20 protein-coding genes and 1 pseudogene are annotated in these 18,928 nt (G+C 70.5%); 11 read left to right on the top strand and 10 right to left on the bottom strand.

The genetic code is table 11. The features are described 5' to 3' along the window. Positions 1–464: 464 nt before the first annotated feature. The gene (locus E1294_RS29180; RefSeq protein ID WP_132513622.1) at positions 465–1,337 is read left to right on the top strand and encodes a hypothetical protein; all 873 of its coding nucleotides are present in this window, start codon (positions 465–467) and stop codon (positions 1,335–1,337) included. A 256-nt stretch (positions 1,338–1,593) separates the two neighbouring features. Here E1294_RS29180 and E1294_RS29175 read toward each other — a convergent pair whose 3' ends face one another. Further along, positions 1,594–1,968, bottom strand: coding sequence for a DUF5655 domain-containing protein (locus tag E1294_RS29175; RefSeq protein ID WP_132513620.1), 375 nt, complete (start codon positions 1,966–1,968; stop codon positions 1,594–1,596). A 90-nt stretch (positions 1,969–2,058) separates the two neighbouring features. Then, positions 2,059–2,667: a TetR/AcrR family transcriptional regulator gene (locus E1294_RS29170; protein WP_132513618.1), complete on the bottom strand. Its 609-nt coding sequence runs from the start codon at positions 2,665–2,667 to the stop codon at positions 2,059–2,061. A 96-nt stretch (positions 2,668–2,763) separates the two neighbouring features. On the opposite strand from E1294_RS29170, the gene E1294_RS29165 reads away from it, so the two are divergent. Together E1294_RS29165 and E1294_RS29160 are read left to right on the top strand one after the other, a co-directional pair. Continuing rightward, complete coding sequence (locus E1294_RS29165) at positions 2,764–3,207, top strand: nuclear transport factor 2 family protein (protein WP_132513616.1); 444 nt, start codon at positions 2,764–2,766, stop codon at positions 3,205–3,207. Continuing rightward, a complete protein-coding gene (locus E1294_RS29160) occupies positions 3,204–4,079 on the top strand; it encodes an NAD(P)H-binding protein (protein ID WP_132513614.1) in 876 nt (291 codons plus the stop codon). The genes E1294_RS29165 and E1294_RS29160 overlap by 4 nt, the downstream gene beginning before the upstream one ends. A 23-nt stretch (positions 4,080–4,102) precedes the next feature. Here the strand turns inward: E1294_RS29160 and E1294_RS29155 are convergent, their stop codons facing one another. The 3 genes from E1294_RS29155 to E1294_RS29145 form a co-directional block, all read right to left on the bottom strand. After that, a complete protein-coding gene (locus E1294_RS29155; RefSeq protein ID WP_132513612.1) occupies positions 4,103–5,224 on the bottom strand; it encodes an epoxide hydrolase family protein in 1,122 nt (373 codons plus the stop codon). A gap of 103 nt (positions 5,225–5,327) precedes the next feature. Then, the gene (locus tag E1294_RS29150) at positions 5,328–5,984 is read right to left on the bottom strand and encodes a glycosyltransferase family 2 protein (RefSeq protein WP_132513610.1); all 657 of its coding nucleotides are present in this window, start codon (positions 5,982–5,984) and stop codon (positions 5,328–5,330) included. Beyond that, the gene (locus E1294_RS29145; protein ID WP_132513634.1) at positions 5,981–6,952 is read right to left on the bottom strand and encodes an NAD-dependent epimerase/dehydratase family protein; all 972 of its coding nucleotides are present in this window, start codon (positions 6,950–6,952) and stop codon (positions 5,981–5,983) included. Before E1294_RS29145 ends, E1294_RS29150 begins: the two co-directional genes overlap by 4 nt. A gap of 139 nt (positions 6,953–7,091) precedes the next feature. Here E1294_RS29145 and E1294_RS29140 point away from each other — a divergent pair, with 139 nt between their 5' ends. The 5 genes from E1294_RS29140 to E1294_RS29120 are packed head-to-tail and all read left to right on the top strand — an operon-like array spanning position 7,092 to position 11,125. Beyond that, entirely contained in the window at positions 7,092–8,408 is a 1,317-nt protein-coding gene (locus tag E1294_RS29140; RefSeq protein ID WP_220447999.1) for a glycosyltransferase 87 family protein, read from the top strand. After that, positions 8,405–9,502, top strand: a complete 1,098-nt coding sequence (locus E1294_RS29135; RefSeq protein ID WP_132513608.1) for a molybdopterin-dependent oxidoreductase — start codon at positions 8,405–8,407, stop codon at positions 9,500–9,502. The genes E1294_RS29140 and E1294_RS29135 overlap by 4 nt, the downstream gene beginning before the upstream one ends. Next, the gene (locus E1294_RS29130; protein WP_132513606.1) at positions 9,499–9,873 is read left to right on the top strand and encodes a hypothetical protein; all 375 of its coding nucleotides are present in this window, start codon (positions 9,499–9,501) and stop codon (positions 9,871–9,873) included. The genes E1294_RS29135 and E1294_RS29130 overlap by 4 nt, the downstream gene beginning before the upstream one ends. Positions 9,874–9,890: 17 nt before the next feature. Then, complete coding sequence (locus E1294_RS29125; RefSeq protein ID WP_132513604.1) at positions 9,891–10,517, top strand: TIGR04282 family arsenosugar biosynthesis glycosyltransferase; 627 nt, start codon at positions 9,891–9,893, stop codon at positions 10,515–10,517. Next, positions 10,514–11,125, top strand: a complete 612-nt coding sequence (locus E1294_RS29120; RefSeq protein ID WP_132513602.1) for a methyltransferase domain-containing protein — start codon at positions 10,514–10,516, stop codon at positions 11,123–11,125. Before E1294_RS29125 ends, E1294_RS29120 begins: the two co-directional genes overlap by 4 nt. A gap of 32 nt (positions 11,126–11,157) precedes the next feature. Here E1294_RS29120 and E1294_RS29115 read toward each other — a convergent pair whose 3' ends face one another. Beyond that, the gene (locus E1294_RS29115; RefSeq protein ID WP_220447998.1) at positions 11,158–11,901 is read right to left on the bottom strand and encodes an NUDIX hydrolase; all 744 of its coding nucleotides are present in this window, start codon (positions 11,899–11,901) and stop codon (positions 11,158–11,160) included. A 160-nt stretch (positions 11,902–12,061) separates the two neighbouring features. On the opposite strand from E1294_RS29115, the gene E1294_RS29110 reads away from it, so the two are divergent. The 3 genes from E1294_RS29110 (at position 12,062) to katG (ending at position 15,314) form a co-directional block, all read left to right on the top strand. Then, positions 12,062–12,517 carry a hypothetical protein gene (locus tag E1294_RS29110; protein ID WP_132513600.1) on the top strand — a complete coding sequence of 152 codons (456 nt, stop codon included), beginning with the start codon at positions 12,062–12,064 and terminating at the stop codon, positions 12,515–12,517. A 95-nt stretch (positions 12,518–12,612) separates the two neighbouring features. Beyond that, positions 12,613–13,050 (top strand): Fur family transcriptional regulator, encoded by a 438-nt coding sequence (locus E1294_RS29105; RefSeq protein WP_132513598.1) that lies wholly within the window; start codon positions 12,613–12,615, stop codon positions 13,048–13,050. Between the two features lie 32 nt (positions 13,051–13,082). Further along, positions 13,083–15,314: a catalase/peroxidase HPI gene (gene katG, locus E1294_RS29100; RefSeq protein ID WP_132513596.1), complete on the top strand. Its 2,232-nt coding sequence runs from the start codon at positions 13,083–13,085 to the stop codon at positions 15,312–15,314. A gap of 21 nt (positions 15,315–15,335) precedes the next feature. On the opposite strand, the pseudogene ehuA reads toward katG, so the two are convergent. The 4 genes and pseudogenes from ehuA to ehuB all read right to left on the bottom strand — a co-directional run. Further along, positions 15,336–16,091: pseudogene (gene ehuA / locus E1294_RS29095) on the bottom strand (ectoine/hydroxyectoine ABC transporter ATP-binding protein EhuA); the annotation flags it as partial. A gap of 46 nt (positions 16,092–16,137) precedes the next feature. Continuing rightward, complete coding sequence (gene ehuD / locus E1294_RS29090; protein WP_132513594.1) at positions 16,138–16,791, bottom strand: ectoine/hydroxyectoine ABC transporter permease subunit EhuD; 654 nt, start codon at positions 16,789–16,791, stop codon at positions 16,138–16,140. Further along, positions 16,788–17,519, bottom strand: a complete 732-nt coding sequence (gene ehuC / locus E1294_RS29085; protein ID WP_246083347.1) for an ectoine/hydroxyectoine ABC transporter permease subunit EhuC — start codon at positions 17,517–17,519, stop codon at positions 16,788–16,790. Before ehuC ends, ehuD begins: the two co-directional genes overlap by 4 nt. A gap of 7 nt (positions 17,520–17,526) precedes the next feature. Next, complete coding sequence (gene ehuB / locus E1294_RS29080; protein WP_132513592.1) at positions 17,527–18,456, bottom strand: ectoine/hydroxyectoine ABC transporter substrate-binding protein EhuB; 930 nt, start codon at positions 18,454–18,456, stop codon at positions 17,527–17,529. Positions 18,457–18,928: the final 472 nt, after the last annotated feature.

Genomic DNA, 18,928 nt, shown 5'->3' with positions numbered 1-18,928 from the left:
ATCCCACCCTCCCCCAACGGGCGAACGATCGTGTATGGGCCAATGTGCGAAGGTTCGTGACTCACCGTGGTGATTGTCGCTAGAGATCCTTGGCGACAGGTAGAAGATCGCTTGATTCCGCGGAGCCCGGACGTGGCGATGATCAAGGTGCCGAGCCCGCTCACAACACCGTGACCGAAATGCCCGATTTACGAAGAAGATGAAAATCGAACGGGACAGCAAATCCGGAGCCCCGGGTCGACTGATTAGACCGTGCCATTCCCTCGATGATCTTACCTCTGACGCATGTGCTGACCTGCGACGATGCCGCGCTTTCGCCCACCGTTATCGAATCGCATTCTAGACGTGAACGATCTGACACAGCCGGATCACGATCGCTGTGACGCATGGTCAAATATCCCTCATCCTCTGTTATGGTCCCTTCCTGCCCAAAAATAAGGGACACCCTTTACCCGAGGAGGATCATGCGGAGCGCCCGAAGGATCATCGCCATCAGCACCGCTCTGGCGGCGGCTACCGCTCCCCTGCTGGCTGTTGCCTCCCCTGCAGCCGCCGCGCAGCCCGCGACGACGAGCGTCCAGCAGAACCTACCGCTGGACGACGTGCTTCCCCTCCAGGGCCTCAACCCCCTGGCACAGCTGAAGCGCGTCAAGCAGCTGCTGAAGAGTGGCTACGTGCCGCAGGCGCTGAGCGTGACGAACGCGGCCAACCCCCAGTACGCGTCTCTCTGGGTCAAGGACGTCACCCGCAAGGTCAACGTCTTGCAGGGCCTGACGGCCATCGACCTGCAGAAGCGCATCACCGAGCAGCTGAAGCTGGGCTACGTGCCCACCATCATCAGCGGCACCGGCTCGGGCTCTGGTTCCATTTTCGCGGCGGTCTTCGAGAAGAAGGCATCCGGTAAGGCCGAGGCCAAGGTCGACCTGACCAAGGACGCCTTCCAGAAGCTCAACGCCAAGCTCAGCGCCGCCGGCCTCGGCCTCGCCTCGGTCGACGTCTACGGCACCGTCGAGAAGCCGCTCTACGCGGCCGTCTGGGTCACCGGAGCCGTCACCGGAGCCGTCAAGGTGAGCCTCGGCCAGACCGTGGAGGCGCGCGGCAAGGAACTCCTGGCGATGGCCAGGCAGGGCCTGCGCCCCGTCCTCATGGCCATCGAGCCCGGTCAGCTCTACACCACCGTGTGGAGCAAGGGCAGCACGGCCGGCCTGAAGGAACACCTGAACCTGTCCCGCGTGACCTACACCCTGCAGAACACCAAGATGAAGGCCCTGGGCTACAAGCCTGTGGTCCTGGACACCGAGGGCAGCACCTTCGCGGCGATCTGGAGCAAGGGCTGACAGCTCGTGAGAGCCGAGGATCCCGGTGAAGCCGCGGCAGCCGAGATCCTCGACGCGCGCCGGACGCCACCTCTCCGGAGCCCGACCTGCCGCCTGCGCATTACCGGCAGCGCACGGGACAAGCGGGGTGCGGCGCGCCGACCCCCCGACGCCGCGGCGGCCATCCCCCTCCCCCGGCGATCAGAAACGTGCTTTCCCTGATCGCCGGGCGGGCCGCTCCTGAGCGACCCCCTTCTCGAAGCGCTCACGACGCGGCTCATTTGAGGTGGCCGCCCTGGCCGACGTCGTACGCCTCTCGAACCAACGCCGCGAACCCGTCGTCGAGCTGGCCCGCGGCGGTGACGCGGAAGGCGTGCACGAAGAGCCGTTTGGTGTAGGGGGAACAGCGGGTGATGCGGGGATCGTCGACCTGGCGCTGGAGGTCGAGGTAGCCCACGAGCCCCCGGGCGTCCGGTTTGGCGCCGGCGAAGCCGCGGCGCTCACCCTTGAACGTGATGGCGGACTTGGAGATCGCATAGGTGAACGGGCCGCACGCCTCCACCAACGAGACGAAGCGTTCGTAGAGGGCGACGGAGGCGGCGGGCTTGCCGTCGAGGTGATCGTGCACGGTCCATTCGCGACGCGGTTCCATGGGTCGAAGGTATCGACGGTCACCGACAATAAGGACGCGAGGTCGTGGACAGGCCCCCTTGCCCGGCCGCCTGTGGCGGGCATGGTCGGCTCAGTGGTGTTCCGTGGCTCCCAGCGCGCGCATGAGGTGGTCGGCGAGGGCTTCGAGGTAGCCGGGCTCGATGGGCGCCTGGCGCACGTTGAGCCGCCAGTGGATGGGGGCGGCGAGCAGGTCGAGGGCGAGTTCGAGGTTGAGGTCGGCGGGGAGTTCGCCGCGTTCGACCGCGCGGTGCAGGGCGGCCGAGCCGAGTTGCCGCCGGGGGGTGCCGATGGTGTCCTGGATCGCTTCGGCCAGTACGGGGTTGCGGGCGGCTTCGGCAGTCAGGTCGGGCAGGATGAGGACGAACCGCGGGTGGGTCAGCCAGTCGCGGATGGCGGCCAGGCCCGCGATCAGGTCTCCGCGCAGTGACCCGGTGTCGGGGAACTCGGCCAGCGGCACGCTCATCTGCGACAACACCGCGAGCACCATGTCCTGTTTGCGCGGCCAGCGCCGGTAGAGCGCGCTTTTGCCCACGCCCGCGCGCCGGGCCACCGCCTCCATCGACAGCCGCCCGTAGCCGCGCTCGGCCAGCTCGTCCAGCACGGCCTCGCTGATCGCGGAGGTGATCTGCGGCTGGAGAACGGCGGCGCCGGTCGGTGGGCGGCGAGTACGTCCGGTCATGCCCGGAGCATACATGTGGACGATACGGTACCGTCCCGCCCTATGATGAACGGGACGGTACCGTATCGTCCATTCGACTACCCCGGGGAGAGATCCATGACCACCGCGCGCGACCTCATCGCAGAAGCGCTCCGGCGCCTGCTCGCCAAAGACATGATCGGCTACGCCGGGCTCTGGGCCGTCGACGGAGTCATCGAGTTCCCGTTCGCCCCGCAGGGTTACCCCGCCCGGCTGGACGGCCGAGCCGCCATCGAGGACTACCTGCGCGACTATCCCAACCTGCTGGACGTCAAGGAGGTCGTCGAGCAGGTGGTCCACGAGACGGCGGATCCGGCCGTCGCCGTCGCGGAGTTCCAGATCGCGGGGGTGGTGGTGGCCACCGGTCAGCCGTACACGATGCGTTACATCACGGTCGTCACCGCACGCGACGGCGAGATCGTGCGCTGCCGCGACTACTGGAGCCCGCTCGCCGCGGCCGAGACGATGGGCGGGCTCGACGCGATGACGGCCGCCTTCACCGGCGGGAGAGCGGGCGCATGAGCGTGCTGGTCATCGGCGGCACCGGGACCACCGGCAGCCGGGTCGCCGCCCAGCTGGGTGAGCAGGGCGCCGCTGTACGCGTCGCCACGCGGTCACCGGCCGCAGGAAACCCTGATCACGTACGGTTCGACTGGAACGATCCGGACACCCACCGCCCCGCCGTGGCGGGGATGGACGGGATCTACCTCATCGCCCCCGCCGGGTCGCTCGACCCGGCGCCGCTGGTGCGGTCGTTCCTGACCGGCGCGGTGGGCGCCGGGGTGCGCCGGGTGGTGTTGCTGAGCTCGTCCGCGCTGCCCGAGGACGCGCCCGGCATCGGGACGCTGCCTCGGGTGGTGCGGGCGACCGTGCCGGAATGGGCGGTTCTGCGGCCGTCCTGGTTCATGCAGAACTTCACCGGCGACCACCCCGTCGCGCACGGCATCCGCGCCGGCGGCGAGATCGTCACCGCGACCGGTGACGGCCGGGTGGGGTTCGTGGACGCCGCCGACATCGCCGCGGTCGCCGTGCGGGCGCTGCTGGACGCCGCGCCGCATGACACCGACCACCTGATCACCGGCCCGCAGGCGCTCAGCTACGCCGACGCCGCCGCCGTCATCACCGACGTCACCGGCCGGACCGTACGGCACAGGCCCGTCGAGGCCGCCGCGATGGCCGAGCGGTTCGTCGCCACCGGCCTGCCCCCCGCGTACGCCGGCATGCTCGCCGCTCTCGACGAGGACATCCGGCGCGGCGCGGAGGACCGGGTGACCACCACCGTTCCCGACGTGACCGGGCGCCCCGCCCGGTCGTTCGCCGAGTTCGTCGCCGGCCACCGGTCCGCGTTCACCGCTCCCGGCAACGCGAGCGAGGCGGTCACAGCATGTCCGTGAGGCGGTCGGTCCGAGACATCCCACTAGTGCACGACCTCGCCGGCGCCCGGGCCGCCGAAGAAGGTACGCAGGTCCGCGGCCAGCTCCTTCGGGGCCTCCATCGCCGGGAAGTGCAGGCCCCGCTCGTGCTCCGTCCAGTGCGCGTCGGCGGGCGGGCCGACGAGCCGGCGCACCGTGGGGTCCGCGCCGAACACCGCGAACCCCTGCGGCACGGCCGGCGGCGCACCCCAGTCGGAGGAGTGGGCCTGCTCGTACAGGAAGCGGGCGGCGGAGACGCCTGAGCCGGTGAACCAGTACAGGCTCACGATGGTGAGCAGCTGGTCCCGGTCGTACGGCAGGTCCGTCGCCCGCTCGAAGCTCTCCGCGATCCAGCCGAGCTGCCCGGCCGGTGAGTCGTTGAGCAGGTAGCCCATCGTCTGCGGGCGGCTGTTCTGGATCGCCAGGTAGCCGCTGTCCTCGGTGCGGAACCGGGCCATCCGGTCGAGGGCCGACCGGTCCACCGGGTCCGACGGGTCGAGACCCTCGCCCATGCCCGGCAGAAAGGTGGCCGTGGCCGCCGCGCTGTACGGGTCGGTCACGATGTGGACGCCCACGACGTGCTCGCCGTCCAGGCCGGCCACCGCACCCGACACGCCACCGCCGACGTCGCCGCCGTGGACGCCGTACCGGTCGTAGCCGAGGCGGCGCATCAGCTCGATCCACGCCCGCGCGGTCCGGCCCATCGACCAGCCGGTCTCGTGCACAGGGGTGGAGAAGCCGAAGCCCGGCAGCGAGGGGACCACCACGTGGAAGTCCTCCCGCAGCTCCTCGATCAGCTGGGTGAACTCGGCGAATCCGCTGGGATAGCCATGGGTGAGCACCAGCGGGAGCGCGCCGGGGTTGCCGGAGCGAACGTGCAGGAAGTGGATGCGCTGCCCGTCGATCTCGGTCGTGAACTGCGGGTACGCGTTGAGCCGTGCCTCGGCGGCCCGCCAGTCGTACCCGTCGGCCCAGTACGCGGCAAGTTCCTTGAGGAACTCCAGCGGCACGCCGCGGGTCCACCCGACCCCGGGGAGCTCGTCGGGCCACCGGGTCCGGGCCAGCCGGTCGGCCAGGTCGTCGACGTCGGGCTGGGGGATGGCGATGGTGAACGGCCGGATATCCATGGGGAGCTCCTTGTCGGTTGGAGGAATCCCCAAGCTAGGAGCCGTTGCGGCAAGGTTCTTTCCGCATTGATCACCCATCAGGCGACCGTACGCGCGGCGGGGCTCACCCGAGTTCGGCCATGACCCGCCGCATGTCGGAGACGGCCTGCAGGGTGCCGCGAACGGTCCCTGTGACCTTGGAGCGTCCCGTCCTGGGCAGGTAGTCGACCTCTGTCTCGGCGATCCGCCAGCCGGCGGCGGCGGCGCGCAGGACCATCTCGCACGGGTAGCCGAACCGGCGGTCGGTCAGCCCGAGCTCCAGGAGCCGCTGCCGCCCGGCGGCCCGCATCGGCCCGAGATCGTGCAGCAGGGCCCCGGTACGGCGGCGCAGGGTGCGGGCGAGGACGGCGTTGCCGAGCCGGGCATGCCAGGGCCAGACACCCGCGGTTCGCGGTCGGCGGGCGCCGAGGACCAGGTCGGCGTGGCCGCCGGTGACGGGTGCCACCACCCCGGGGAGCTGGCGAGGGTCGAGTGAGGCGTCCGCGTCCATGAAGCAGACGACGTCGGCGGTCGAGGCCAGCAGGCCGGCGTGGCAGGCGGCGCCGAAGCCGCGCCGGGGCTCGTGGACGACGTGGGCGCCGAGATCGCGGGCGACCTCGGCAGAGCGGTCGGTCGAGCCGTTGTCGACCACGAGAGGGCGATAACCGGCGGGCATGCGTCCGAGGACCCAGCCGAGCGCGGCCTCCTCGTTCAGGCAGGGAAGGATCACGTCGACCGTCATGATCGGGCGAACTCCTTCATCCCCGCGTCGAAGCCGATCTCGGCGCGGAAGCCCAGTTCGAGGCAGGCCCGTTCAGGAGAGGCGACGATGTGGCGGACGTCGCCCAGCCGGTAGCCTCCGGTGATCTCCGGGTTGGGTCCGCCCTGCTCGGCAGCCAGCGCGTCCGCCATCTCGCCCACGGTGTGCGGGGCGCCGCTGGCGATGTTGTAGGCCCTCAGCGCGCCGGGTCGCGACGAGGCCAGGACCGCCGCCAGGTTCGCGCGGGCGACGTCGCGCACGTGCACGAAATCGCGGAGCTGGCGGCCGTCCTCGAACACCTTCGGAGGCCGGCCTGCCGCCAGCTCGGAGCGGAAGATCGCGGCCACTCCCGCGTAGGGGGTGTCGCGGGGCATGCGCGGGCCGTACACGTTGTGGTATCTGAGCGCCACGGCGCTTCCGCCGGTCTCCCTGGCCCAGTTGGCGGTCAGGTGTTCCTGGGCGAGCTTGCTGGTGGCGTAGGCGTTGCGCGGATCGGGTGGGGCGTCCTCTCCGATGGAGGCGCAGCGCACCGGCTCGTCACACCGCGGGCAGACCGGCTCGAACCGGCCCTGCTCCAGGTCCGGTACGGCACGCGGCCCCGGCCGGACCCGGCCGTGCCAGACGCACTCGTAGTCGCCCTCACCGTAGATCACCATGGAGGAGGCGAGCACCAGGCGTGCGATCCGGTGCCTGGCCATGGCGGCCAGCAGGACGGCTGTGCCGTACACGTTGACCGAGGCGTAGTCGGGCAGGTCGGAGACGTCCACGCCGAGCCCCACCTTGGCGGCCTGGTGCACGACGACATCGACGCCCGGCAACAGCGTGTCCAGGACCTCCGCGTCGCGCACGTCGTCGCCGTCGCGCAGATCCAGGCCGAGGACGTCGTGACCCGCCGCGCTCAGGGTCTCGGCCACGTGTCCGCCGATGAAACCGGCCGAGCCGGTGACCATCACTCTCACGCCGCCGACGCTAGCCCGTCGCCCCGGCCGCGCCGAAAAGACGTAAGCGGTTCGTAAGGGCTCTTACGGAGGGCGAACAGAGCACGCCGCCACGGCTCGGAAGCGGCACCGGGATGCGAGGCTGCCGCCTGTGAACCGAAGCCTGCTCCTCGCCTGCGGGGCCCTCGCCGCCCTGGCAGCCGTCCTGCTCAGGATGGTGGCCGGACCACCCGGCCTGGGCTGGACCCTGTCGGCCTGGGTGTTGTTCGGGGCCGCCTTGTGGCTGGCCAGGCGGGTGCCGGAACGGCGGCTCGGCGCGCTGGTCGTCGCCGGTGGGATCATGCTGGCCGCCACCGGGCTGGCGGCCCCGCCGAGCAGCAGCACCGACTCCTTCCGGTACGCGTGGGACGGCCGGGTGCAGGCCGCGGGCATCTCCCCCTACGACCACCCACCGGCCGACCCGGCTCTCGAACGGTTGCGCGACGACTGGCTCTTCCCACCCGGCTGCGACGCCCCCCGCCTGTGGCCCCTGCCCGGCGACGGCTGCACCAGGATCAACCGGCCCGCCGAACCCACGATCTACCCGCCGGTCGCGCAGGGGTACTTCCTGCTGATCCACTGGCTGTCGCCGGAGGGCTCCCGGCACAAGGTCCTCCAGCTCGGCGGCTGGGTGATGGCCGTGCTGGCGCTGGTGGTGTTGTGCCGGCTCGCGGGCGCCCGGCGGGCGGCGCACTGGGCGTGGTGCCCCGCGGTGCCGATCGAGGCCGTGAACAACGCGCACGTCGACATGCTCGGCGTCCTGCTGGTGGTGCTGGCCTTCGGCGCCGTCAGCGCCGGTCGCGCCCGCGGCACGCTGCTCGGCGCGGCCGTGGCGGCCAAGCTGCTGCCCGCGACGGCGCTCCCCGGCGCCCTGTCCGGCGTGCTGGCGAACGGCGTGGCGTGGCGGCGCGTCCTCGTCACCGTGGTGCCCGCCGCTCTCGTGGTGGCGCTGTCCTACGTGCCCTATGTGCTGGCCTCGGGAACCGCCGTCCTGGGATACCTGCCGGGCTACCTCAAGGAGGAACGCTACGACGGCGCCGGCCACGGCAACCGCTACGCGGTCCTGCGGCTGCTCCTCCCGGACTCCTGGGCCCCTTACGCCGCGATCGCGCTGATCGGCCTGGTCGTCCTCCTCGTCCTGCGGTACGGCGACGCCGACCGGCCCTGGCGAGGCGCGCTGCTGGTCAGCGGCTCGCTCCTGCTGCTGTTCACCCCCGGGTACTCCTGGTATGCGCTGCTGGTCGTCGCGCTGGTCGCCATGGACGGACGGGTGGAATGGCTGGGCGTCGCCCTGGCGGGCGCGGTCGCCTACACCGCCGGCCCGGCCGACCCCGGCAACCTCGGCACCCCCTTCTACGCCGCCGCCGCACTGGCCGTGCTGGTCGGCTGGGCCGCACGCCGGCCCCACCCCGCGGAAGTACGCCCATGAACCTCAGCACCGTCTCCGCCAAGTTCACCAGCACCCTGCGCTCCGAGCAGGTGGCCGGGAAGATGGGCGTCTGGCTGGGCGTGAGCTTCACCGTCGCGTTCGTCACCGGGTTGTTCAGCCATTTCGTGCAGCACCCGCCCGCCTGGCTGCTGTGGCCCTCCCGGCCGGTCAACCTCTACCGGGTCACCCAAGGGCTGCACGTCGTCGGCGGGATCGCCACGGTCCCGCTGCTGCTGGCCAAGCTCTGGGCGGTCTACCCGAAGTTGTGGCAGTGGCCTCCGTTCCGCTCCGCGGGCCACGCCGTCGAGCGCCTGTGCGTGCTGCTCCTGGTGGCGGGCGCGTTGTTCCAGCTCGTCACCGGGACGCTGAACATCGCCTACGTCTACCCGTGGCCGTTCGGCTTCCTCCAGGCGCACTACTGGACGGCCTACATCGTCTACGGCGCGCTCCTGATCCACGTGGCCAACGAGTGGGCCAAGGTCAGGCGGAACCTGTGGACCCGCGTGGAGAGCCCGGAACGCAGGCGCTTGTTGTTCACCGTCGCCGCGGCCTGCGGTCTGACCGCCCTGGTCACCGCGGGCGAGGCGGTCACCCCGCTGGCCCGGCTGGCCGTCCTGGCCCCGCGCGATCCCCGCGTCGGTCCGCAGGGCGTGCCCGTCAACAGGTCGGCGGCCGCGGCCGGCGTGGTGCCCGACGCCGGCTACCGGCTGCTGGTCACGGGTGTACGCACGCCCCTGTCGCTCGGCTACGCCGACCTGCTGCGGCTGCCGCAGCACACCGTACGCCTGCCGATCGCGTGCGTGGAGGGCTGGAGCGTGGAGTGCGAATGGACCGGCGTGCGGCTGCGCGACCTGCTCCTGTCCGCCGGCGCCTCCCCGGACGCCTTCGTCGTCGTCGAGTCCCTGGAGCGGGTGGGAGGGTACCGCAGCAGCGAGGTCCGCCCGCCTCACTGGAGCGATCCGCTGACGCTGCTGGCCCTGCGGATCAACGGGGAGACGCTGAGCGCCGACCACGGTTTCCCGGTGCGCCTGATCGCGCCGAATCGGCCTGGCGTCCAGCAGACCAAGTGGGTCAAGGAAGTGAAAGTGACATGAAGTGGGTCGGCTACGCGGCCGGCGGCGCCCTGATCGTCCTCGGACTGGCCGGGCTGGCGCTTGAGGGCGTCCTGATCGGATGGACTCTTTGGTTCGGCGGGGTGCTCGTCGTCCACGACGCCCTGCTCGCCCCAGGTGTGGCGGTGGCCGGCACGGTGATCGGCCGGTGGCCCCAGCCCTTGCGGACCGCCCTGATCCTGGCGGCGACGCTGACGCTCGCCACCCTCCCCACCGTGCTGGCGCTGGGCCGGCGGGCCGACAACCCGTCGATCCTGCCGCTGTCGTACGGCGTCAACCTCGTCATCGTCCTCGCAGCCATCGCCCTGCTCGCGGTGGCGGATCACCTGCTGTCAGCATCTCGGAAGGACTGAGCACGCTGAGCCATCACATGTTCCAGTTCGTGATCATCGCCAAGGAACCGGTGCCCGGGAAGGTCAAGACCCGCCTCACCCCGCCGTACAGCCCGGCCGAGGCCGCCGCCCTCGCCGAGGCCGCGCTCCGCGACAGCGTGCGCGCCGCCGCCGCGGCGCCGGCGACCCAGCGGGTGCTCGCCCTCGACGGGCTGCCGGGCCGCTGGCTGCCCGCGGGGTTCGTGGTGATCCCGCAGCGCGGCGCCGGCCTGGACGAGCGCCTGGCGGCTGCCTTCGCCGACGCCCACCGGCTGCGACCTGACCCCGTCGTACTGATCGGCATGGACACCCCGCAGGTCACCCCCGCGCTCCTGCGCGAGGCCGGGGAGGCGCTGGAGCAGCACGACGCGGTGTACGGCCCGGCCGCCGACGGCGGGTTCTGGCTGCTCGGCCTGCGGCGACCGGACCCCACGCTGCTCCTGGGGGTGCCCATGTCGCATCCCGAGACCGGCAAGCACCAGCTGGACCGGCTCGAACGCGCCGGGCTGGCCGTGCACCACCTGCCCGAGCTGACCGACGTCGACACCGCGGCCGACGCCGCCGCGGTCGCCGCCGAGGCGCCCGCGTCCTGTTTCGCCGCCACGCTGCGGGAGCTGAGCCGGTGATCGGGGAACTCTACGCCGACGCCCTCGCGGGGGAGACCGCCGAGCTCGAATACGTGGACGGCACCCGCGCCACGCTGGAGACCGCCCACTGGTTCGAGCCGATCGACGGAGACGAGGAACTCCTCCGCCGCTGCTCCAGCCCCACGTTGGACGTCGGCTCCGGCCCCGGGCGTCTCACGGCGGCGTTGACCCGGCGCGGAGTCCGCGCTCTCGGTATCGACATCACGCCGCGCGCCGTCGCCCTGACCCGCCGCGCCGGAGGTTTCGCCCTGCTCCGGGACGTCTTCGACGACGTCCCCGGCAGCGGCCGCTGGGCGACGGCGTTACTCGCCGACGGCAACATCGGCATCGGCGGCAACCCGGAAGCGCTGCTCCACAGGCTCAGGCAGCTCCTGCGGCCGGGCGGCACGATCGTGGCCGAGGTCGCGCCGCCCGGGACACGAAGCCGGGTCGACCGGCTGCGGCTGCGCCGGGGGCCGCTGACCGGGGAGTGGTTCGGCTGGGCTACCGTCTCGGCAGGCGACATCCGGCGGATCGGCCTGGCCGGCGGCTTCGCCGAGGTCGACTGCTGGACCGCGCACGGCCGCTGGCTGGCGCTCCTGCACTAGGACAGGCGCATCGTGGAGACCGGAACGCCCGCTCAGGCCATGTGCGTGATCTGACCCGACCGCTGACAGCGGCGGACGATCGGCTCCAGGTAGTCGACCAGAGGCCCGCCCAGCTCGGCCGGGGAGCGGACCAGGGCGATCCGGTCGAACTCGGGGTCTTCTTCCGCGGCCGGCAGGGCCGCGAACCGTGCGCGCAGGAACGACGCCGGCCTGCTCGGCGCGCTGAACAGCACACCGACGTTCCCGGTCGCGCCGCGCGTGACGAGCCAGAGGCTCAGGTCTTCGGGGGACGTGTCGACGCCGGTCTCCTCGACCAGCTCGCGGGCGGCATGCCTGCCCAGCGCGGCCACGTCGAGGGGCTCGTCGCCCTGGGGCGGTTCCATGGAGCCGCCGGGCAGCTGCCAGCGGCCGGGCGCGACCGTGACCCGTGACATCCGCCCGACCAGCAGGCGCCCGTCGTCCGCCGGCTGCACGACGGCCACGAAAAGGGACGGCAACCACGCGGCGGAGCCCATGACCCGGCGCAGGACGTGATGCCGGAACGTCGTGCGTACCCAGGAGACCACCAGGCTGTGCGGCCCTTCCCAGCCGAGGCTCGCGCACGCCACCACCGGACCGTCGAAGAGGCTCGGATTGGCGAGGACCGCCTCCTCCCACAGGTGGTTCATGGCCGCCCGCTCGTCCGGCGACAGCCGGGGCGCGGCGGTTTCGACCAGGGAGAGCCGGTGGACGTCCAGGAGCTCGACGCCGGGCGTGCGCGGCAGCGGTTGGGTCACCGGCCCATGGTCACCCTTGGTGATGACTCCATCACCGGACTTGACCTTACCTTTGTCGCCGGAACGTCGGTCGGCACGGCCGCGCCGGATAAGACGTAGTGTCCAGATCAGCAACCTTCCCGGCCGCACGCACGGCGGCCCTCGCGAGATGGAAGCCGCCATGACCGTCACTCCCGCACACCTGCGCGACCTCGCGGGCCGCGCCGAGGCGCTCACCGCCGAGGTCCTGGCGCTGTGTGACCGCGCCGCCCAGCCGGAGCCCGAGCCCCTCACGACCGCGCGGCACGCCGCGACCCGGCTGGCCCGGGGCGCGGAAGACCTCCATCGGGCGGCCACCGACCTGGTCAGGCTCCAGGTCCAGCCGTGCGGCCTGCCGTGGGGCGTCTGCCCCGAGCACGGCAACACCTTGTCCTCCAAAGCCGGTGTCACCACGTGCCGCGTGTGCGAGCGCACCTGGGACCATGACCGGCTCGGCCGGCCGTGCGAGGAACCGGTGACGTGGAAGGTGATCGACCGGGCCGGCACGGAGACGCGGATGTGCGACGGGCACGTCTTCGGCGCCCGCGCCGCCGCCGCGGGGGCGACCTTCGTCCGCCTCGACGACAACGGCGCCTGATCCGCAGCAGCTTTCCGACGGCCTCCGGCACGCCACTTAATTTGCATCGTTCGTTATCTTGTATCGTTCGTGTTTATGGCGATAGGTTGGCGACCATGACCGCACCCAAAACGCCGACGACTGCCGAGGAGCTGCGCGGCGCAGGACTGCGGGTGACGGCAGCCCGCGTCGCGCTGCTCGAAACCGTCAGGAACGGCGACCACCTCGGCGTCGAGGCGATCGCCTCCGGGGTGCGCGAGCGCGTCGGTCACATCTCCCTGCAAGCCGTGTACGAAGCCCTGCACGCGCTCACCGCCGCGGGCCTCGTACGCCGCATCGAGCCGGCCGGCAGCGCGGCCCTGTTCGAGGGGCGTGTCGGGGACAACCACCACCACGTCGTGTGCCGGTCGTGCGGTGCCGTCGCCGACGTCGACTGCGCGGTCGGTCACGCACCCTGCCTGGTCGCGTCGGACGACCACGGTTTCACCATCGACGAGGCCGAGGTCATCTACTGGGGCCTGTGCCCCGGCTGTTCCACCAGTCGCAATTCCTGAGTGCCAGGAAGTCCCGATATCGGAAGGAATCCATGTCCGAGAACCACGAAGCAATCGTCACTGACCCCAAGACCGCGGGCGAGGGCGGCTGCCCGGTGGCGCACGAGCGCGCACTGCACCCGACTCAGGGGGGCGGAAACCGCCAGTGGTGGCCTGAGCGGCTCAACCTGAAGATCCTCGCCAAGAACCCGGCCGTGGCCAACCCGCTCGGCGCGGGGTTCGACTACGCCGAGGCGTTCAAGAGCCTCGACCTCGCGGCCGTGAAGCGCGACATCGCGGAGGTGCTGACCACCTCGCAGCACTGGTGGCCGGCCGACTTCGGCCACTACGGCCCGTTCATCATCCGGATGGCGTGGCACAGCGCGGGCACCTACCGGGTCAGCGACGGCCGCGGCGGCGCCGGTTCCGGCCAGCAGCGTTTCGCCCCCCTCAACAGCTGGCCGGACAACGCCAACCTCGACAAGGCCCGCCGCCTGCTGTGGCCGGTCAAGAAGAAGTACGGCAAGAAGCTCTCGTGGGCCGACCTCCTGGTCCTGTCCGGCAACGTCGCCCTGGAGTCGATGGGCTTCGAGACCTTCGGCTTCGCCGGCGGCCGTGAGGACGTGTGGGAGCCGGAGGAGGACGTCTACTGGGGTCCCGAGTCCACCTGGCTCGGCGACGAGCGTTACACCGGCGACCGCGAGCTCGAGAACCCGCTCGGCGCGGTGCAGATGGGCCTCATCTACGTCAACCCGGAGGGCCCGAACGGCAACCCCGACCCGCTCGCCGCGGCCCGCGACATCCGCGAGACGTTCCGCCGCATGGCGATGAACGACGAGGAGACGGTCGCCCTGATCGCGGGCGGTCACACCTTCGGCAAGACGCACGGCGCGGGCCCGTCCGACCACGTCGGCCCCGACCCCGAGGCCGCCTCGTTCGAGGAGCAGGGCCTCGGCTGGCGCAACACCTTCGGCTCCGGCAAGGGCGGCGACACCATCACCAGCGGCCTTGAAGGCATCTGGACCAACACCCCGATCACGTGGGACAACAGCTTCTTCGAGATCCTCTTCGGCCACGAGTGGGAGCTGTTCAAGAGCCCGGCGGGCGCCCACCAGTGGCGGCCGAAGGACGGTGCGGGCGCCGGCACCGTGCCCGACGCCCACGACCCGTCGAAGCGTCACGCCCCGACCATGCTGACCACCGACCTGTCGCTGCGGGTCGACCCGGTCTACGAGCCGATCTCGCGCCGCTTCCTCGAAAACCCCGACGCGTTCGCGGACGCGTTCGCCAGGGCGTGGTTCAAGCTGACCCATCGCGACATGGGCCCGATCGAGCGTTACCTCGGCCCGGAGGTCCCGTCCGAGACGCTGCTGTGGCAGGACCCGCTGCCCGCGAGGACGTACGAGCTCGTCGACGCGGCGGACATCGCCGAGCTCAAGGGCAAGATCCTGGCCTCGGGCCTGTCGGTGTCGCAGCTCGTGTCCACGGCGTGGGCGTCGGCCTCGTCGTTCCGCGGCAGCGACAAGCGCGGCGGCGCCAACGGCGCCCGCATCCGCCTTGAGCCGCAGAACGGGTGGGAGGTCAACGACCCCGACGAGCTGGCGCTGGTGCTGCGCTCCCTGGAGGGGATCCAGCAGGCCTTCAACGCCGCCCAGACCGGCGGCAAGCAGGTCTCGCTGGCCGACCTGATCGTGCTCGGCGGGTGCGTGGCCGTCGAGAAGGCCGCCAGGGACGCCGGCTTCGACGTCCAGGTGCCCTTCACGCCGGGCCGCGTGGACGCCGCGCAGGAGCAGACCGACGTGGAGTCGTTCGACGCGATGGAGCTCACCGCCGACGGCTTCCGCAACTACGTCGGCAAGGGCCACCGGCTGGCGGCCGAATTCCTGCTGCTCGACCGGGCCAACCTGCTGACCCTGAGCGCTCCCGAGATGACCGTGCTCGTCGGCGGCCTGCGCGTCCTGGGCGCGAACCACCGGCAGTCGCCGCTCGGCGTCCTCACCGAGACCCCCGGGAAGCTCACCAACGACTTCTTCGTCAACCTGCTCGATCTGGGCACGACGTGGAAGTCGACGTCCCCGGACCAGACCACGTTCGAGGGCCGTGACAGCGCCACGGGCGAGGTCAAGTGGACCGGCACCCGGGCCGACCTCGTCTTCGGGTCGAACTCCGAGCTGCGGGCGCTCGCGGAGGTCTACGCGAGCGACGACGCGAGGGAGAAGTTTGTGACCGACTTCGTCGCGGCGTGGGACAAGGTGATGAACCTCGACCGGTTCGACCTGCGCTGACCAGAGGCGCTGACCAGAGGCGTCCAGCACCGCCTGGAGGAACTCCCGTGTGCGCTGCTGCTCGGGCTCGTTGAAGATCTGCTCGGGAGGCCCGTCCTCGACGATCTGCCCCTGGTCGAACATGAGGACCCGGTGGGAGATGTCCCTGGCGAAGTTCATCTCGTGGGTGACGCAGAGCAGGGTCAGGTTGCTCGAACGCGCGATGTCACGCAGCAGGGACTGCACGCCGGAGACGAGCTCGGGGTCGAGCGCCGAGGTGACCTCGTCGAGCAGCAACACTTCCGGCTCCATCGCGAGCGCCCGCGCGATGGCGACCCGCTGCTGCTGCCCTCCCGACAGTTGCGACGGATGAGCGAGCGCCTTGTCGGACAGCTCCACCATCTCCAGCAACTCGCGGGCCTTCTCCTCCGCCTGCTCCCGAGGGACGCCGAGGGCCCGCACCGGCGCCTCGGTGATGTTGCGCAGCACGTTCATGTTGGGGAACAGGTTGAACTGCTGGAACACCATGCCGATCTTCTTACGGACCTGACGCAGGTGCTTCTCGTCGGCGGGCACGGTACGGCCGCCACGTTTCATGTGGGACAGGCACTGGCCGTCGACCTCGATGGTGCCGGAGGTGACCCGTTCGAGTGTCATCAGCAGGCGCAGGATCGTCGTCTTCCCCGACCCGCTCGGCCCGATCAGGGTGACACGTTCCGCGGGCTTGACGTGGAAGTCGAGCTCGCGCAGGACCGTCACGTCACCGAACCGTTTGACGACCTTGTCGAACTGGATCATCCACTGCTGGTCGTTGCCGGCATGTGGATCTTTCTCGGACTGCGTATCAGGTATCAAGACGGCGCTCCATACGACGGACGAGCATCGACGCCGGGATCGCGATGAGCAGGAAGAACAGCCCGGCGATGGTCATCGGCTCCAGGTAGCGGAAACTCTCGGAGCCGACCCCGCGGGCGAGCCCGACGACGTCGACGACGGTGATCACGGACAGCTGGGGCGACTCCTTGAAGATCGCCACGACGTAGTTGCCCAGGGCGGGCAGCGCCCGGCGCACGGCCTGCGGGAGAACGATGCTGATCCAGGTGTAGGGGCGGGGCATGTTGAGGGCGATCGCCGCCTCCCACTGCCCCTTCGGCACACCGTCGATGCCCGCACGGTAGACCTCCGAGGTGTAGGCGGCGTAGTGCACGCCCAGCCCGATGATGCCCGTCGTCAGCGCGGTCATCTTGAACCCGAAGTCCGGCAGCACGTAGTAGAGCACGAACAGCTGCACCAGCAGCGGCGTGCTGCGGATGAACTCCATGACGGCGCCCACCGGCCGGCTGATGTACGCCCTGCGCGAGCGGCGCAGCAGCGCCACGACCAACCCCAGCGCGAACGCGAGCACCGCGCCGCCGAGCGTGGCCTGGACGGTGACCAGCAGTCCCTGCGTGAGCAGCTGGGGAAGGATCTCCAGCGTCCAGTTCCAGTCCCAGATCATCGGGCCGCCTCCACTGCCGCCGTGGCCCGCCGCCGCGGCTTGCCCCGGCCCACCATGCGGGCGGCCCGCCTCTCGATGACCCTCATCACCAACGTGATCGCGTACGAGAACAGGAAGTAGATCACCAGCATCAGCGCGAACACGATCAGCTGGTCGCTCCCGGAGTTGACGAGCAGCCGGCCCTCGTAGGCCAGGTCGGCCACGGTGATGACGGACAGCAGCGACGTCGCTTTGAGCAGCTCGATGAGGAGGTTGTTCATCGGGGGGACCATTTCGACGAACGCCTGCGGCAGGATGACGTGGCGCATCCGCTGCAGCGGCGTGAAGTTCAGCGCGATCGCGGCCTCACGCTGGCTGACAGGCACGGCCTGCAGTGCGCCGCGCACCACCTCCGAGCCGTAGGCGCCGAGGTTGAGACCGAGCGCCAGCACGCCGGCGAAAACCTTGTCCAGCTGGTAACCCGTGAGGATGGGCATCGCGTAGAAGAGCCAGAACAGCTGGACGAGCACCGACGTGCCGCGGAAGAACTCCATGTAGACGCGGGCGACGCCCCTGACGGTCCGCAGAGGCGAGGACGCCATCAGCCCCACGATCAGGGCGATGACGATGGCGAGCGCGGCGCCGCCCGCCGCGCTCTGCAACGTGACCACGGCTCCCTGGCACAGGAAGGGCATCGTCTCGCCGAAGACGCCAGGCAGGTCCCCGCTGCACGGGTTGACGGTCATCATGCTCGCGTCAGGAGCCCGCGCAGAGCTGCTGGGCGGTGAGTTTGGCGGCGTTGTCGACCTCGGTCTTGGTGAAGCCGAACTTCTCGATGAGCGGCAGTACGCCGTTCGAGTCCTGGAGCTTCTTCAGCTCGGCGTTGAACGCCTCGATGAGCCCGGTGTCCTCCTTGCGGAAGCCGAACCCGCCCGCGCCGAGTTGCTCCTTACCGTCGACGACCGGCACGAACGACTCGGTCACCTCCAGCGGCTCCTCCGCGTACTGCTGCTGGAGCGTCCAGCGCAGCGAGACGGCGGTCAGCGCGATGGCGTCCACCCGGCCGGCGAGGATGCCCTTGAAAGCCGCGTTCTGGTTGGGGAAGACCTGGATCTGGCCGCCCTTCACGCCGCCGCTCTCCGCGTAGCCCTTCTCCACGGCGCCTTCGAGCACGCCGACCTTGGCGTCGCCCTGCGCGATCTCCTCGAAGCTGGTGATCTTCTTCGGGTTGCCCTTGGCCACCAGGAACGCGGTCGTGCCGGCGTAGTCGGGGTTGGAGAAGGCGATCTGCGAGCACCGCTCGGGGGTGATGAACATGCCGGCGGCGATGAAGTCGTACTGCTTCGACTGCAACCCGGGGATCAGGGAACCGAAGGAGTCGACGATCTGCGCTTCCAGGTTGTCCACACCGAGCGCCTTGAAGATCACGCGGGCCACTTCGGGGGCCTCGCCGGTCAGGTTGCCGTCCTTGTCGCGGTAGCCGTACGGCTGCTCGTTGGCGATGCCGACCTTGATCGTGCCCGCCTGCTTGAAGCGGGCGAGGGGGTCAGCGCTCTGCGAGGCGCTGGTGGTGCCGTCGTCGACGCGGCTGCAACCGGCGATGAGGGCGGGGCCGCCGACGAGGGCCGCCGCAGTGAGTCCCGAGCTTCTGAAGAAATCCCGACGCGTCCAACGGTTGGCCGTCACGCTTTACTCCCGTTCGTGCCGATATCGTTAATGATGCTCATCCGAACGGATCATCAAAGACAGGCGTCCCCGCCGTTCGGTTTCCGATAAAAGAGGGGAAGGCCCGGAGGTACCGTGGCCTCGCGATGCGCTCCGCCGCTTCGGCGCCGCTCGGAGACACCCGGCCCTGCGCATGCGAGCAGGGCCTCCATGCGTACGTCGAACCGGCGATGCGTTTCGCCAACATGGGCTCCGAACCTAGCGGACGGACCTGTGTGCTCCTCCGAACCGTCTTCGGCCCGCGATGTTTGAGGCCCAGGTGTCACCGGGTAGGGAAAATCGCTTGTCCTTTTTCCGGGTCGTCCGGTGGGTTAAACTTCTCGCCAAGCTTGCATGCTACCCAGCCTGAGCTGGGGAAACGCCGCCGGCACCGCGATCTCGCCGCCTCACGGAAACGCTTTCGGGGCCGTCACAGGAAGATCTCGAACAGGGC

The sequence above is a fragment of the Nonomuraea diastatica genome (genome assembly GCF_004349015.1).
Classification (GTDB): Bacteria; Actinomycetota; Actinomycetes; order Streptosporangiales; family Streptosporangiaceae; genus Nonomuraea; species Nonomuraea diastatica.
The sequence above is the reverse complement of the archived record's forward strand: the minus strand, read 5'-3'. Positions and strand labels throughout refer to the sequence as shown.

What these genes read in the sequence shown, in the direction of transcription:
- E1294_RS29165 (WP_132513616.1), top strand. Translation starts at nt 2,764, where the DNA reads ATGACCACCGCGCGCGACCTCATCGCAGAAGCGCTCCGGCGCCTGCTC.
- E1294_RS29105 (WP_132513598.1), top strand. Translation starts at nt 12,613, where the DNA reads ATGACCGCACCCAAAACGCCGACGACTGCCGAGGAGCTGCGCGGCGCA.
- E1294_RS29175 (WP_132513620.1), bottom strand. Translation starts at nt 1,968, where the DNA reads ATGGAACCGCGTCGCGAATGGACCGTGCACGATCACCTCGACGGCAAG.
- ehuC (WP_246083347.1), bottom strand. Translation starts at nt 17,519, where the DNA reads ATGATGACCGTCAACCCGTGCAGCGGGGACCTGCCTGGCGTCTTCGGC.
- E1294_RS29125 (WP_132513604.1), top strand. Translation starts at nt 9,891, where the DNA reads ATGTTCCAGTTCGTGATCATCGCCAAGGAACCGGTGCCCGGGAAGGTC.
- E1294_RS29110 (WP_132513600.1), top strand. Translation starts at nt 12,062, where the DNA reads ATGACCGTCACTCCCGCACACCTGCGCGACCTCGCGGGCCGCGCCGAG.
- E1294_RS29150 (WP_132513610.1), bottom strand. Translation starts at nt 5,984, where the DNA reads ATGACGGTCGACGTGATCCTTCCCTGCCTGAACGAGGAGGCCGCGCTC.
- katG (WP_132513596.1), top strand. Translation starts at nt 13,083, where the DNA reads ATGTCCGAGAACCACGAAGCAATCGTCACTGACCCCAAGACCGCGGGC.
- E1294_RS29130 (WP_132513606.1), top strand. Translation starts at nt 9,499, where the DNA reads ATGAAGTGGGTCGGCTACGCGGCCGGCGGCGCCCTGATCGTCCTCGGA.
- E1294_RS29170 (WP_132513618.1), bottom strand. Translation starts at nt 2,667, where the DNA reads ATGACCGGACGTACTCGCCGCCCACCGACCGGCGCCGCCGTTCTCCAG.
- E1294_RS29160 (WP_132513614.1), top strand. Translation starts at nt 3,204, where the DNA reads ATGAGCGTGCTGGTCATCGGCGGCACCGGGACCACCGGCAGCCGGGTC.
- E1294_RS29180 (WP_132513622.1), top strand. Translation starts at nt 465, where the DNA reads ATGCGGAGCGCCCGAAGGATCATCGCCATCAGCACCGCTCTGGCGGCG.
- E1294_RS29135 (WP_132513608.1), top strand. Translation starts at nt 8,405, where the DNA reads ATGAACCTCAGCACCGTCTCCGCCAAGTTCACCAGCACCCTGCGCTCC.
- ehuD (WP_132513594.1), bottom strand. Translation starts at nt 16,791, where the DNA reads ATGATCTGGGACTGGAACTGGACGCTGGAGATCCTTCCCCAGCTGCTC.
- E1294_RS29155 (WP_132513612.1), bottom strand. Translation starts at nt 5,224, where the DNA reads ATGGATATCCGGCCGTTCACCATCGCCATCCCCCAGCCCGACGTCGAC.
- E1294_RS29145 (WP_132513634.1), bottom strand. Translation starts at nt 6,952, where the DNA reads ATGGTCACCGGCTCGGCCGGTTTCATCGGCGGACACGTGGCCGAGACC.